The 13,513-nt window shown below is 38.1% G+C and carries 12 protein-coding genes; 3 read left to right on the plus strand and 9 right to left on the minus strand.

The genetic code is table 11. The annotated features are described in order from the left end of the window. Nucleotides 1-67: 67 nt before the first annotated feature. Nucleotides 68-1,687: a bifunctional phosphoribosylaminoimidazolecarboxamide formyltransferase/IMP cyclohydrolase gene (gene purH, locus PVV66_RS01095; protein WP_273717350.1), complete on the minus strand. Its 1,620-nt coding sequence runs from the start codon at nt 1,685-1,687 to the stop codon at nt 68-70. Between the two features lie 1,114 nt (nt 1,688-2,801). Beyond that, entirely contained in the window at nt 2,802-3,584 is a 783-nt protein-coding gene (locus PVV66_RS01100) for an SURF1 family protein (protein ID WP_273717348.1), read from the minus strand. A 299-nt stretch (nt 3,585-3,883) separates the two neighbouring features. Here PVV66_RS01100 and rpmB point away from each other — a divergent pair, with 299 nt between their 5' ends. Both rpmB and PVV66_RS01110 read left to right on the plus strand, forming a co-directional pair. Continuing rightward, nucleotides 3,884-4,201: a 50S ribosomal protein L28 gene (gene rpmB, locus PVV66_RS01105; RefSeq protein WP_100129022.1), complete on the plus strand. Its 318-nt coding sequence runs from the start codon at nt 3,884-3,886 to the stop codon at nt 4,199-4,201. Between the two features lie 146 nt (nt 4,202-4,347). Continuing rightward, entirely contained in the window at nt 4,348-5,031 is a 684-nt protein-coding gene (locus PVV66_RS01110) for a VUT family protein (RefSeq protein WP_273717347.1), read from the plus strand. 1,127 nt (nt 5,032-6,158) lie between these two features. Here the strand turns inward: PVV66_RS01110 and cobT are convergent. The 3 genes from cobT to PVV66_RS01125 all read right to left on the minus strand — a co-directional run bounded on the left by cobT (nt 6,159) and on the right by PVV66_RS01125 (nt 9,879). Then, entirely contained in the window at nt 6,159-8,057 is a 1,899-nt protein-coding gene (gene cobT / locus PVV66_RS01115; RefSeq protein WP_273717346.1) for a cobaltochelatase subunit CobT, read from the minus strand. A 15-nt stretch (nt 8,058-8,072) separates the two neighbouring features. Continuing rightward, nucleotides 8,073-9,053 carry a cobaltochelatase subunit CobS gene (cobS, locus tag PVV66_RS01120; protein WP_273717345.1) on the minus strand — a complete coding sequence of 327 codons (981 nt, stop codon included), beginning with the start codon at nt 9,051-9,053 and terminating at the stop codon, nt 8,073-8,075. A 205-nt stretch (nt 9,054-9,258) separates the two neighbouring features. Then, nucleotides 9,259-9,879, minus strand: a complete 621-nt coding sequence (locus PVV66_RS01125; protein ID WP_273717344.1) for a J domain-containing protein — start codon at nt 9,877-9,879, stop codon at nt 9,259-9,261. A gap of 124 nt (nt 9,880-10,003) precedes the next feature. Here PVV66_RS01125 and PVV66_RS01130 point away from each other — a divergent pair, with 124 nt between their 5' ends. Beyond that, complete coding sequence (locus PVV66_RS01130) at nt 10,004-10,276, plus strand: BolA family transcriptional regulator (protein WP_273717343.1); 273 nt, start codon at nt 10,004-10,006, stop codon at nt 10,274-10,276. Nucleotides 10,277-10,454: 178 nt separating this feature from the next. Here PVV66_RS01130 and PVV66_RS01135 read toward each other — a convergent pair whose 3' ends face one another. From PVV66_RS01135 to PVV66_RS01150, 4 genes are all read right to left on the minus strand, one after another. After that, the gene (locus tag PVV66_RS01135; protein WP_273717342.1) at nt 10,455-11,498 is read right to left on the minus strand and encodes a tyrosine-type recombinase/integrase; all 1,044 of its coding nucleotides are present in this window, start codon (nt 11,496-11,498) and stop codon (nt 10,455-10,457) included. 8 nt (nt 11,499-11,506) lie between these two features. Further along, complete coding sequence (locus tag PVV66_RS01140; protein ID WP_273717341.1) at nt 11,507-11,725, minus strand: hypothetical protein; 219 nt, start codon at nt 11,723-11,725, stop codon at nt 11,507-11,509. 122 nt (nt 11,726-11,847) lie between these two features. Beyond that, nucleotides 11,848-12,471 (minus strand): lambda exonuclease family protein, encoded by a 624-nt coding sequence (locus tag PVV66_RS01145; RefSeq protein WP_273717340.1) that lies wholly within the window; start codon nt 12,469-12,471, stop codon nt 11,848-11,850. A gap of 1 nt (nt 12,472) precedes the next feature. Continuing rightward, nucleotides 12,473-13,318 (minus strand): recombinase RecT, encoded by an 846-nt coding sequence (locus PVV66_RS01150; RefSeq protein ID WP_273717339.1) that lies wholly within the window; start codon nt 13,316-13,318, stop codon nt 12,473-12,475. Nucleotides 13,319-13,513: the final 195 nt, after the last annotated feature.

Below are 13,513 nucleotides of genomic sequence, written 5' to 3' on the forward strand. Positions count from 1 at the left end.
AATCGACATATGATTTATGAAAAATCCTTTGAAACATTTGTCTCATAAGGAAATCACCCAAATTATATTAATGACGGAAATGCCTTATTCCTGTAAAAACCATTGCTAAACCTTGCTCATCCGCAGCAGTGATAACTTCTTCATCACGCATGGAACCTCCTGGTTGAATGATTGCTGTTGCACCTGCTTCAGCTGCTGCTAATAAACCATCTGCAAAAGGAAAAAATGCATCGGATGCAACCACTGATCCTTTTGTGAGCGTTTCTGTTAAGCCTGCTCTTTGCGCACTTTCTGCGGCTTTACTTGCAGCAATTTTTGCTGAATCAATGCGGCTCATTTGTCCAGCGCCAATACCAACTGTTGCGCTATTTTTTGCATATACGATAGCATTTGATTTAACGTGTTTTGCTACACGAAAAGCAAATTGAAGATCACGCATTTCATCTTGAGTTGGTGCTCGCTTTGTCACTACTTGCAATTTAAGATCATCAATCACTACATTATCACGTGATTGCACTAAAATGCCTCCTGCAAGTGTTTTCGCAAGAAGTCCTCCACAACGTGGATTAGGGATACCACCTGTAATGAGCAAACGAAGATTTTTTTTCTTAGCAATAATTTCACATGCTGCCATTGTTGCATCAGGAGCAATAATTACTTCCGTGAAAATTTTAACAATCTCTTCCGCACATTCTTCATCAAGGGTTTGATTTAAAGCAACAATTCCACCAAATGCCGATACATTATCACACATAAGAGCTTTCAAATAAGCTTCTTTCAAATTTTCCCCTTCCGCAACACCACAAGGATTGGCATGTTTAATAAGAGCAACAGCAGCAGTTCTATGTGGATCGAATTCTGCTACAAGTTCAAAGGCTGCATCTGTATCATTCAGATTGTTATAAGAAAGCGCTTTGCCTTGTAAAAGTTTTGCTGTTGCAACGCCAAAACGCTTTTCATTATTGCGATAAAATGCCGCCTGTTGATGGGGATTTTCCCCATAGCGCATAACACTTTCAAGATGACCAGAAAAACTCTGCCATGATGGTGTTTCAATTTTTAAATCCCGTGCAAACCATGCTGCTATTGCCGTGTCATAAGCAGCGGTGTGCGCATACGCATGCATTGCTAACTGATGACGCATGGATAAGCTTAAACATCCATTATACTGTTTTAATTCGGCAAGAATCGAATCATAGTCATTTATCGCTGTTACAACACCGGTATAAGCATAATTTTTTGCCGCAGCGCGAATCATCGCTGGTCCACCGATATCAATATTTTCAAGAATTGTTTTCCCATCGGCTCCTGATTGGATTGTCTCTTCAAAAGGATAAAGATTTACCACCAAGAGATCAATTCCATGAATGCTGTTCTTTTCCATAGCTTTCCTATGGCTAGGATCTTCTCTTACCCCTAACAAAGCACCATGAATCAAAGGATGGAGTGTTTTGACACGCCCATCCATTATTTCAGGAAATCCAGTAACTTCAGCAACATCTTTTACGGGCAAACCAGCAGCTATGAGGGTTTTGGCTGTTCCTCCTGTTGAAATCAATTCAACATTGTAAGCCGCATGAAGGGCTTGTGCAAATGCAACCACACCCGTTTTATCAGACACAGAAAGAAGAACACGACGAACCCGATGAAGATCAGGTATGGGAAAATTTTTGGCAACAACACCCATAACAGAAGCCTTAAAAATGAAAGAGTTAAAATTCCAGCAAAACAAGCTTATATGCTTATAGCATAAGCCTTTAGCAAATTACACTGAAAGGATAAACTGTCTTTTTAAAATATACGATGACTCACCTTTTTTCTTATACTGTAAAATGCCGTCATTTGATGTGTTGTGATAGGTATAAAAGTCTCATTGACACATTCAATGTTTTGTTGTTGCTTATAACTCAACCTCTTATTTTCATAGCTGGTTTGAAACAAAAACGCATCTGTACATTCTCTTCTATATTAGCTTTTTTATGTGAGATGAAGGCGAGAATATTGCATATACCCGTTTGAGTTATCTCTGAAACGGAAAATAACTGGCAAGAATATGAAATTGTAACGGCAGAAACGCGTGCTTATTTTTCCTGCTATTTTAAATTTTTATGTTTTTCAAAACTATTTATGACCAATGCTTTTAATAGAATGTGTTTTTAAGAGTGGAAATGACACATTGTCCTACATTTTTATGCATTGCCTTTTTAATGAGGTTACGCTGTTCATCAAAATAAAACGCTCTTATAGTGCAAATTCATCTGAGTTTATTTTAAAAAAGCATTTTTCAATGGATCAACTTTTATTTTATGGTGCTCTTGTGAAGAGTGTCGTATAAATCCTTCGGAATGTTTTAACTGACCCATTGTAGGTCCATGATCCATACTTAAAGGTAGCAGGTTGGGGGGATCATTCTCTTTATCTGTTTTCAATGCTTTAATAACTCTTTCTTTAACAATACTTTGCACTTGTGATGGAAGAGGAATTGATCTCCTTATTTTTAATCATTTTATTTCTTGCGGTTTTCTTTACTTGTGGGGGGAGCACGAGAATGATTTTGCTGGTTTTTAGTCAGAAGATTTGAAGTAAAAGAATCTTACGGATATTTGAGGTCTTATTTTAAGGTATAAAATGATAGAATTATTGTTATAAATCAAACAATTGATTCTTAAAAAAACAAATTTTGTGATGTGTAAAATTCTCAATATAACAGTGTTAAGATCTGCTCTATTGTGAGATGTATGTTTTTAAAGGCCAAACTGTTTAATGACTATATTGGGGATGGATATTTTAATTGTTATTTTTTAGTTTTTTTGCCGTAGCAGAAAAAGAAAAGCGCCTAATACTCCAGCAGCTAAAATAAACCACGTGATTGCGTAAACAAGATGATTATTTCGAAAATGGATAATCGTAAGACCAGCGATGGGAAGATTTGCTTGTGGAGATGTTTTTTTAGCATCAATGAAATAAGGGGCAACAGTGGATAACCCAAGTTTTTGTGTCATAGCGGGAAGATCACGCGTATACCACACATTCTTGTCAGGATTATTTTTGCGTGGGAAAAAACCATTTTTTTCACTCATGCGTAATAAACCGATAATTGTTGTTTGTTCTGTGTTTATGGTAGAATCTTGCTGAGATGAGGCATTTGTATGGGATTGCTCTGAGTGTTGAAAATTATTTCGTTCGTCCATGGGAATAAAGCCACGGTTGATAAAAGTCAGTGTGTTGTCAGCGGTTTGTAAAGGAGTCAAAACCCAGTAACCCGTAGTGTTTTGAGCAGCAGCAGTGACCAAAATATTTTTATTTTTTAAAAATTTTCCTGTGATAACAACAGGTTGATATTCACTTTTTTCAAAAGTAACATCAGCCCATTGATCTTTTTTAGGGGCATTTATGGGGGCTAAGTGAACGCGCTGATTGGCACTCGTGATAAGATTTGTTTTCCAGTTTAACCGTTGCACCTGCCATATGCCTAATGCACTGAAGAGAAGAAAAAAACAAATACATAAAGTTCCAAACAAAAAAGAAGAAAAACGGCAAGAATTTCCCTGAAGCTTTGTCATGGGGGGCTCTTTTTTGTTCATGATTTATGCTTCCTTTCAGGACAACCGGCTTTTATTTTAACACGGTATGCCTTTAAAAAAAGTATTTTGTACGCTTTTGGGTGGAATTTGCACGCCTTGATTTTGGAAAAAGATGAAGATTGAGCCAGCAAGAGATGAAAAAGGTTTGATAAAAGACTTGACCTTTTGTTGTCGAGCCCCTATTAGAGAGAGACTTCCCAATGATGCCCGTTCAAGGCCGCATTGTGCGTGCTATTGTATTCATTGTGTCCTTTGGGTATAGGGATTTGAAAGTTTCTTAGAGTTTAAGGGTGAAGTTTATGTCTCGTGCATGTGAATTGACAGGGAAAACGGTTTTGTATGGTAATAATGTTAGCCATGCGAATAATAAAACTCGGCGTCGTTTTTTACCAAATCTTTGCAATGTGACGTTGATTTCAGAGGTGTTACAGCAAAGTTATCGTTTGCGCATTTCGGCAAATGCGTTGCGTTCTGTTGAGCACCGTGGCGGTCTTGATGGCTTTTTGGTTAAAGCAGATGACAAAGAATTGTCGCAACGTGCGCGTTTGTTAAAACGCCAAATCGTTAAGAAAAAAGCTGAGCAAGAAAGTGAGAAAAAGGCTGAACAAGCAGCGTGATTGTTGTAACGTGATTGTTCGTGTCATTATTTTTGGTGAATTGACGCTTTAATCACGGAACTTGGTCTTAAAGAAGTGCGCTTTTGGGGCTTTTTTCTCTTTGATCGCTCTATTATTTTATTGGTTCCATACCCCAGGTTAAAAAAATGTTTTCAAGCGGTCTTTTATTAGAACAGCAAAAGAGAGGGTATGTTGTTTTTTCTGTTTTAGCAATGTGTCTTGCGGTCACTGCTTCTAATATTCTGGTTCAATATCCTGTCTATTGGTTTGGTTTGAATGAGCTGTTGACTTATGGGGCTTTTACTTATCCATTTGCCTTTCTAATCAATGATTTGACAAATCGTTTTTATGGTCCATCTGCTGCGCGGCGTGTGGTTTATGCTGGTTTTTTTGCCGGTGTTTTTGTTTCTTGGATATTGGCAACACCGCGGCTTGCACTTGCTTCTAGTTTGGCATTTTTATTTGGACAACTTCTTGATATTCTTGTTTTTACGCCTTTGCGACGGAAAACATGGTGGAAAGCTCCTTTAGCAGCAGCGTTGGTTGGTTCGGCGTTGGATACGGTGTTGTTTTTTTCTCTTGCTTTTTCGAGTTCTTTTGCCGTTCTTGATAAGATAACAGGGTATGCTGACAGTTCATTGGTGGAGAATACTGTTTTGGGAGGGATCGGCATGCCAGTTTGGCTCTCGCTTGCTTTTGGCGATTTTTCCGTAAAAATTGTTATGAGTCTGTTGATGTTGATACCTTATGGGACAATTCTTAACATTGTAAAACTTCCTCTTTATCAAAGTCATCCAAAGGATGATTCCTCTTTTGCTTGCAACAAGTAATAATCTTTGTTCTATTGTTTTCTTTAAAACTTAAATTTCCATTATGTTACGCATGCGATAATATCGTTGATTGAGATAGTTTATCGCTTCATGGCTTATGTGAGAGGTCTGTATGTTTCACTCATTTCAAGACTCTTTTTGTGAGGCAGCAATAAAAAATTATTTGTTTAGGCTTTCATAAAAAATGGATGAATAAACACTATTTGAAAAAGGTCAAACACACCTTCTTATAAACCACATTGAGGTAAAAGAAATTTCAGTTGTGTGTTGTTAACTTATTGAATTTATAAGAGTAACTCATCGTTTTGGGACATAAGAAAGCGGCATAATAATTCTGGCATATTATCAATCTTCTTAGACTGAATTCAAACAAAGTCATGCTTTGTATATCACAAGAAAGGGTGGTCTTCGGATAATACTCTTTGAAAAGATGCAAAACACGTTTTTATGAATAGCTTTAATAGAAGAGAAATTGTTGTTTGTTGCTATCAATGTGTTGATTTATATCAAAATATTAAGAGCTAGAAAATAGAGTTCCTCGCATAGGTAAAGATGATTGTGTTGGATTATATTTTATGTAACACATTAATTTATTAAGGATAATTCATTTTTTATAGATTGAATAAAAGCCTTATATCGTAAAAACCTTTCGTTTCAATTTCTCTATGTATTGCCTCAGTCAAAGTATTTCTCTTGCATAGGATAAGCGGGGGAAGCCTGTGTCGATAAAAAATATTAAAGAAAAGATAAAAATGCCTCTTTATGTATTATCTAAAATGCCAAGGTTTGTTGGAATATTGGGGAGTAGGCATAATGAAGGGAACGGTTTTCTTTTTTATGGTGCGTAAAGATGGTGATACTGAATAGATTTTACACTCAATATCGTTCCATTTATAAGTGCTTTGGTGCTTTTGTAAAATAAGCTTGGAAGTCAAGGTGAAGTATTTCTGTAAAATAGAATTATGCTTTTTTGCATCGCTTGTGACGTGCAAGCAAATGATTTGGATTGATTCAATGTGGAACAGATTTGAAATAAAAGAATCGTATGGTATTCAGGGGTCTCATTCCAGTTGAATAACGCGAGATTTATCATTTATAAATCAATGTATTGCTGATTTAAGGCCGGTTTATTTCTTATAAAGTTGAGGTGTTTTATCACTAAAAAGTGCTTCTAATTGTTTTGTTATGGCGTCTGCAAGCTCTTCGGCATTCATAATTGTTACAGCACGTTGATAATAACGTGTGACGTCATGACCAATTCCAATGGCAATGAGTTCGATCGGGGAATATGTTTGGATTTCTTGAATTACTGCGCGTAAATGTTTTTCCAGATAATTGCTGGCGTTGACCGATAATGTTGAATCGTCAACAGGGGCTCCATCAGAAATAACCATGAGAATGCGACGTTGTTCACGCCGTGATAAAAGGCGTTGATGCGCCCAAATTAAAGCTTCTCCGTCGATATTTTCTTTTAATAATCCTTCTTGCATCATTAAACCTAGATTGCGCCGTGCTCGACGCCATGGGGTGTCAGCACTTTTATAGATGATATGACACAAATCATTAAGACGTCCAGGATGATGAGGCTTATGTTTCTTAAGCCATTTTTCGCGTGACCTTCCACCTTTCCAAGTTTTGGTGGTAAAACCTAAAATTTCAACATTGACACCACAACGTTCAAGCGTTTGTGCCAAAATATCGGCACAACTTGCGGCAACGCTAATGGGACGTCCGCGCATTGAACCAGAATTATCAATGAGGAGTGAAACGACCGTATCTCGAAATTGGCTGTTGCTTTCCATTTTAAAAGAAAGGGGTTGCATGGGATCAATAATCAGGCGTGTAAGCCGTGCTGTATCAAGATATCCTTCTTCAAGGTCAAATTTCCAGTTGCGATTTTGTTGTGCCATAAGGCGGCGCTGGAGACGGTTGGCTAAACGTCCAACAATGTTTTGAAGATGACTAATTTGCTTATCAAGACAACGGCGTAAGTAATCTAACTCATTTTCAGAACAAAAATCCGTTGCTTCCAAAATTTCATCAAATTGACGGGTGAAGATTTGATAATTACCAAGTCTTTCCATTTGTTCTGAATCAGAAAAAAGACGTTTGGGTTTGTTCTGCTTTTCTTTCCATGGATCATTTTTTTGCTCGCCGTCAGCTTGATCATTGTCGTTTGTTTGTGTCGCTTGTATTTTTCCTTCGTCTTGCACATCACTTTCTTGTTCAGTGCTGGTTTGTTCTTCACTTTGAGCGTGTTTTTTGTTTTTACTTTCTTCTTCTACTTGATCTTGAGGTTCACATTCGTTTTTTAATTTTTTATTGTTTTCACTTTCAGAAATTGCATCTTGTTGCACTGTCATTTTGAGTGTCGCAAGCATTTGGCAAACGATTTGAGCAAAAGCCTGTTGGTTGTAAATATGATGTGTGAGTTCATTGAGCTCTGCTGCGGCTTTTTGTTCAAGTTCTTGGCGCCACAATTCTAAAACTGGGCCTGCTTCTCTTGGAGCCGCGCGCTTTGTTATTTTTTCACGCAATAAAAGTGCCATCGCTTCTTGGATAGGGGCTTCACTTTGGTTGCTAATCTTTTCATAATGGGCTCTTTTGTATTTATCGGCGAGCATGACATCAAGATTTTTTGCAAGCCCCTCCATGGCTAAAGTACCGATTGCTTCAACGCGTGTTTGTTCAAGGGCATCAAAGATCGCCCGTGCTTCTGATTCTAGCGGAGCAAATTGCATGTGAATGCCGTTATCATGCCATGCTTTGCGCAGAGCCATGGAATCACCTAATCCGCGGGTAATCGTGATATCTTTATCTGTTGCGTGTTGTGGTAATTCTGGTAAGCGTGCACAATTTTCGCTCAAAGATGGTCTGTTGGGACTAAAAGAAACTTCTAAGTGGGACGTACCAGCAATAGCACGCATACAGGTGGAAAGAGCTTTCTTAAAAGCTTCATGATTAAGCGTATTGAGGGGAGGATTGTTTGTTAAATTTTTTCTGTTGTCGTCAGGGTTGATCGCCATAATCGACATATTCCTTTAAGATGAGACACCCTGCATGAGTGATTCGGGAAGCTCTTGTCCAAAGGCGCGTTGATAAAATTCTGCGACCGTAGCACGTTCGAGTTCATCACATTTATTGAGAAAGGTTAACCGGAAGGCAAAGCCAATATCTTGAAAAATTGTGGTATTTTCTGCCCAAGTAATGACAGTCCGTGGGCTCATGACTGTTGAAAGATCTCCATTGATAAAAGCTTGACGGACCATATCAGCAACGTGAACCATTTGTGAAATTGTCTTTTTCCCCTCAGCCGTTTTAAAAGATTTGACCTTTGAACACACAATATCAACCTCTTTATCATGGGGTAAATAATTGAGTATCGTAATAATAGACCAGCGGTCCATTTGAGCTTGATTGATTTGTTGGGTACCATGATAAAGCCCTGTTGTATCGCCAAGACCAATGGTATTGGCTGTTGCAAAAAGACGAAAGGCTGGATGAGGAGAGATAACACGGCTTTGATCAAGTAAGCTTAGTTTTCCAGAGGTTTCAAGAACCCGTTGGATGACAAACATAACATCAGGACGCCCCGCATCATATTCGTCGAAAACAAGAGCAATATTATTTTGATAAGCCCATGGCAAAATGCCCTCTTTAAATTCAGTAATTTGTAAGCCATCTTTTAAAACAATAGCGTCTTTTCCTACAAGATCGATACGACTTACATGGCTGTCGAGATTAATGCGAAGACAAGGCCAGTTGAGACGGGCAGCAACTTGTTCAATATGCGTTGATTTCCCTGTTCCGTGATAGCCCGAAACCATGACACGACGGTTAAAAGTAAAACCTGCGAGAATCGCTAAAGTTGTTTGCGGGTCAAAAAGATAATCGGGATCGATATCCGGAACATGGGGGCTTTTTGTACTAAAAGCAGGGATTTTCATATCTGTTTTAATATGAAATAGATCACGAGCACAAACTGTAATATCGGGTGTATTTTCAAGGTTAAGATTTGTCATGATGTTTCTGGCAGGGAAAGGACGCTATTTATTTCATGAGAAAACGATACAAGAGTTAGAGCATTTATGCAATGCTCTATAACGAGAGCCTTAGAGATGAAGGAAGATCGTTTTCACGTATTCTATAATGTTTTGTGAAGATAAGAATGTTTTATGTAAAGAGTGATGGTCTCAATGAGAATGGGGTCATATAAGTGTGTATTTTTTAGCACAAACCAGACTTTTTGAGCAAATTATAAGCATGCAAAACATCGCGAAAGCGCTCTTCTGAAGCACGATTACCACCATTGGAATCAGGATGGTGCTTTTTTACCAACTCTTTATATTTCATTTTGATATCTTCTGCTGAAGCGTTTGCTTGTAGCCCCAGTGTATCAAAAGCTTTTGCTTCTAAGGGCTTTAATTTTCGTGAGAAATTATTGCTTGAACGCCGCTCAGTAAAAAGCGTGAAGGGATCGCGTATACGATTTTGATAGGCTGCTGTCCCAGAGCGAATCTTTGCATAATTGGCCGCTGTTTTTTTCGATGTACCATTGCTAAGATCTGTCGGCCATGTTGGGCGATGCCCTGTGAGAGCATCCTTTTGGAATTTTGCAATATCTTGATTGCTAAGACCTGAGAAGTAATTAAAATTTTTATTATAGGCACGCACGTGCTCAATACAAAAATGTAGATATTGCCCTTCGTGATTTCGACCTGCTGGTGCTTTATGGGTCCCTGTCTTTTCACAGCCTTCCCACTGACACTGTTGCGCTTCTGGCTCAGCTTTTTGTTTTTTATTTGAGCTTATGCGAATTGAATCGAATAATTTAGATGTTATCGTCATATTCTTGGTTTTATGCAAAATTGATTAATTTTACAAGAATTGACTTTTGAAAAATTTGTTTTCACACTTATTTGATTATGAAAAGGGTGTATTCTTGCACTTGCATTTTGTTAAGGAATGAAAAATGTCTGTAGAAACAATAATCAAGAGAAAGCTTCAAGATGCTTTTCATCCCCAAAAACTTGAAGTGATTAACGAGAGTCATCTTCATGAGGGGCATCCTCATAATGAACATGCTTTTGATGGTAAAGGAGAAACACATTTTCGCGTGAAGATTTTATCTTCTTCTTTTTCCAATATGACCCGCGTAGAAATTCATCGAGCGATTTATCAAGTTTTACAAGAGGAGCTCGCGACTTGTGTCCATGCCTTGGCACTTGAGGTTGAGAAGTTTTAATTTTTCTCTTAAAAAATTTTTTAGAGCAATTTTTTGTTTAAAGAAACATCTCTCAACGCTCATCACACTCATTTCGCGACGGCGTTCGTGAATGGTATATAAAAAGCAAGTAAAATAAAATAGTTATGTCTAATATGAGGGAATAGGTGAATCTTGATTCTATTGAGTTTTTTTGCCTCTATCCCTCATCTTTTTGGAGCTTTTTTATCGCCTCTATAGCTAACCTTTTACGGTCTGCGCTCTTTGTGTAAAGAGATGCCATAGCATCATTTGTCCAGCCAAAAATTGCTTTGAGTTGTGATACTGTTGCACCAGAGTTAGCTGCGCGTGTTGCTGCTAATTTTCTTAATCCATGCGCCGATTTTTTAATTCCAGCCGCATTACAAGCGTCTCTAAATGTATCGCCAAAGCTTTCTTTAGAGAGTTTTTGATTAGTTTTACCACAAATAAATGTTTCATCACCAATAGGACCAGCTTCAAGCGTTTTGGCTAATTCTGGTAAAATAGGAAGAAAAACATCTGTTTTAAATTGGCTCTTTTCTGTTTTGAGATGGATGATATTATCTTTGACATCTTTCCAGCCAATGCGAACCGCATCACCACGACGCAAGCCCGTATATAAAAGAACATCAATCCAGACACGTTCATGGGTACCATGATGCCATTTGTGATAATATTTCTCAACATCTTCTTCTGTCCAAACAGGAAAGCCGCTTTTATTTTTAAGAGGAGGTTTTTTGACGCCTAAAGTTGGATTGTTTTCCAAAAGACCTTGATCAATTGCCCAATTAAAAAGACCATTAAGGGCTTTCAGAAAGTTTCTAGCCATTGCTGGTGTTTCTTTGCGTCGTTCAACGCCGGCTATGATATGTTTCTTTTCAATTGCTTGGTATGGAATGTTTCCTATAGTATCACATACCTTCATAAGGATGAGTTCTTTTTGTTTTTTTGTAGCTTTAGTGTAGCTATGCCAATTAGAGCTATTAAAGTATTGTTTAAGCAGCCATGCAAATGACCCTTCAACAAGTTTACCGGTTTTGGATTTAGGAAGTATCAGTCCTTGTAACTCGGCAAGTGCGCTTTTGTAGTTATCAACAAACTCTTGCGTTCCATAGGTACCGCGGATTCTAATGCGTTTGCCATGACCAATACGTACATACCATACAATTTTGCCATGTTGAGTAATTTGTTTGACAAGATGAGGAGGGCGTGGTTTAGGCATAATCAATTTTACATCTTAGAGAGCGCGATTTCGTAATATTCATTCTTTGACAAATCTAAAAGTTTGTCTGGGTGGTTAACTGAATTTGGTATTGGGATATCGGATTTAAGATAGATAAGCAGTTCACCGGTAGGCTTGATTTCTACGAGTTCACAACCTTGTTTTTTAGCTTCTCTTAAAGCGCGTGCAATGGCTGGTTGCGTTATAGCAGCTGGACGAGGCGCCATATCTTTTCTCCTTACATTGAGATGCAATTCACGTGTGGCGTGAATCACGCATTACTTGAAAGTTGTTAGCAAATGGGTGGGGGTGCTTGTAGATATGCGGGGAACAAAACACCCCCATAGGTTTAAGCAGCTTTTGTTGAGAGTTGTTTTATCTCTCGTTCTATCTCTGCTAAAAAGGCTTCAACCGCTTGATTGATCTGTTCAATTTGTTGATCATCACGGAGAACACGCTTGACTTTCATGCGCAAGTGAAAGGATTCTCCTGCAAAACGTGGGTCATAACTTACGAAATCACACCACTTTCGTTCTGTACAAGCCATTTGGAATTGCATTTGTGCGTGATATTCTGGTTTGATTTCGTCACTTATACAAAAACGCATATGTGTTATTGATCTCGGACATTTGACTTCGATTAAACCGTCTTCTCCAATGAACCCATCAGGGCTTGCCCCCGCCATTTTTATTGTGGGGTGTTGGATAAAGCCGCATTGAGTAACGTCAGTATCATAAATGAATGCATATTCTCTCAAGGCATCTTCTTCATTTTCAATACCCCATCTCATGTCTTCGGTTTCATAATAGGGGCTTGTTTGACCCGTTAAACGCTCTGTAATGAGTTTGATTTTGTAGTCTTCATATTTGCTTGTAGGGATTCCCTTTGCTGTTTTACTGATAACGTTATAAACGTTTGATGCCGTGACTTTACCTAAACGGGCTTGAAACCATTCTGCTGTTCTTTGTTCCATTTCACACCGCCCTTTGTTGTTCATGAGACGTTGGAGCATATTCGATATCTTGGACGTGAATATATTCGGCATCTTGTATAGGAACGTATGTTTTCTCTTGTGGTGGGAGATATTCTAGTGCGCTTTCTCTTTGAATTCTTGGCTTGCTTTCTAATATTTTCAAAACGTCGTCTGCTGTTTCACAAGACATATCTGTTAGCTTTTCTACTTTTGCATAAGAGAGAAGCTTATTTTTATCCGTTTCTGTTTGTTCGATTAATTCTTCGATTTTTATAAGCATATCTTGAGAAACCAATTGTTTTGGAATGCTATGGTTTGCTTCATTGATACGTTTTGCTTCATCTTCTTCATAAATACCGGAAAGCCCGAAAGCGTAGCGAGCACATTGTATAGTAGCTTTATGGCGCAACATACGTGCTGGATATTTTTGCCATGCTTCACTTTTGTCTTGTTCGCATTCTTTGCGATATTCGGTGACTTCGATAGGATCTTTAATCCCTTTGAGACGAATAGCACATTTGATAGCAATGATATTTCCATTCTCATTGAGTTGATCTTGAAAAGTCATGCCATCAAAGTCAGGATTTGATTTGATGATCTTTATCCAACCGTCGATAGAAACAACGGGTATGATGCCGCCGCCTTTTTTAGGAAGTGCATAAATTTCTTTAGTTAAAGGATTAAGTCCATAAGTATTGGCAACAAAAAGAAAAACGGCAAATTCTGCATCAGTGATGACATTAGCATTTTTATATCCAATACAAGTTTTTATGATTGTTTCTCGAAATTCTTCAGCAGAAAATCCATATTTTCCTGCCATTTCTTTTAAAAAAGTGGAATTTTTCATCTTGATTTCCTACATTGCGCGCAACTCACCCGTGGCGTGAATCACGCTTGTGTTAAAAATTGTTTGGTTTGGTTGTTAGAAAGGATTGTAATCCTCTGTTGAAGGTTCGCGGTTATCGCCAATCATGGCTAGTCCAGAAAGTTCAAAGTCTCCATAAACATTTACATAACCGCAGACCAATACCTTGTCGTAAAT

This window comes from Bartonella sp. AU16XJBT, assembly GCF_028618665.1.
GTDB lineage: Bacteria > Pseudomonadota > Alphaproteobacteria > Rhizobiales > Rhizobiaceae > Bartonella.

What these genes read in the sequence shown, in the direction of transcription:
- purH (WP_273717350.1), bottom strand. Translation starts at nt 1,687, where the DNA reads ATGGGTGTTGTTGCCAAAAATTTTCCCATACCTGATCTTCATCGGGTT.
- PVV66_RS01100 (WP_273717348.1), bottom strand. Translation starts at nt 3,584, where the DNA reads ATGAACAAAAAAGAGCCCCCCATGACAAAGCTTCAGGGAAATTCTTGC.
- rpmB (WP_100129022.1), top strand. Translation starts at nt 3,884, where the DNA reads ATGTCTCGTGCATGTGAATTGACAGGGAAAACGGTTTTGTATGGTAAT.
- PVV66_RS01110 (WP_273717347.1), top strand. Translation starts at nt 4,348, where the DNA reads ATGTTTTCAAGCGGTCTTTTATTAGAACAGCAAAAGAGAGGGTATGTT.
- cobT (WP_273717346.1), bottom strand. Translation starts at nt 8,057, where the DNA reads ATGGCGATCAACCCTGACGACAACAGAAAAAATTTAACAAACAATCCT.
- cobS (WP_273717345.1), bottom strand. Translation starts at nt 9,053, where the DNA reads ATGACAAATCTTAACCTTGAAAATACACCCGATATTACAGTTTGTGCT.
- PVV66_RS01125 (WP_273717344.1), bottom strand. Translation starts at nt 9,879, where the DNA reads ATGACGATAACATCTAAATTATTCGATTCAATTCGCATAAGCTCAAAT.
- PVV66_RS01130 (WP_273717343.1), top strand. Translation starts at nt 10,004, where the DNA reads ATGTCTGTAGAAACAATAATCAAGAGAAAGCTTCAAGATGCTTTTCAT.
- PVV66_RS01135 (WP_273717342.1), bottom strand. Translation starts at nt 11,498, where the DNA reads ATGCCTAAACCACGCCCTCCTCATCTTGTCAAACAAATTACTCAACAT.
- PVV66_RS01140 (WP_273717341.1), bottom strand. Translation starts at nt 11,725, where the DNA reads ATGGCGCCTCGTCCAGCTGCTATAACGCAACCAGCCATTGCACGCGCT.
- PVV66_RS01145 (WP_273717340.1), bottom strand. Translation starts at nt 12,471, where the DNA reads ATGGAACAAAGAACAGCAGAATGGTTTCAAGCCCGTTTAGGTAAAGTC.
- PVV66_RS01150 (WP_273717339.1), bottom strand. Translation starts at nt 13,318, where the DNA reads ATGAAAAATTCCACTTTTTTAAAAGAAATGGCAGGAAAATATGGATTT.